Source organism: Pseudomonas sp. 05N434 (assembly GCF_056396965.1).
In genome coordinates this window covers 1-408 of sequence record NZ_JBFTMK010001169.1, presented here as the reverse complement: position 1 = coordinate 408, position 408 = coordinate 1, and the positions used below count along the sequence as shown (strand labels likewise).

The window sequence follows — 408 nt, the reverse complement described above, 5'->3', positions numbered from 1 at the left end:
CGGGTAGCCTTTGTGGCCACCGATGCCGTAACCCGGGTAAATCAGTTCGAACGCCGCCATTTCACGATCACGGCTGACCTTGGCCAGAATTGACGCCGCAGCGATGGCCGGCACTTTGCTGTCGCCTTGCACCACCGCTTCGGCGCGCATCGAGAGTTTCGGGCAACGGTTGCCGTCGATCATCGCCAGCTTCGGCTGAATGTGCAGGCCCTCGACCGCGCGCTGCATGGCCAGCATGGTGGCATGAAGGATGTTCAACTCGTCAATTTCTTCGACTTCGGCGCGAGCAATGCACCAGCTCAGGGCTTTTTCGCAGATTTCGTCGTAGAGTTTTTCACGGCGGGCTTCGGTGAGTTTCTTCGAATCGTTGAGGCCGAGAATCGGCCGGCTCGGATCAAGGATCACCGC

The 408-nt window shown here is 59.3% G+C and carries 1 protein-coding gene; it reads right to left on the bottom strand.

The window, feature by feature from the left end:
- A partial coding sequence (locus AC1DLB_RS32280) for a ribonuclease HII (RefSeq protein WP_477786569.1) occupies nt 1-408 on the bottom strand: 408 nt, incomplete at both ends.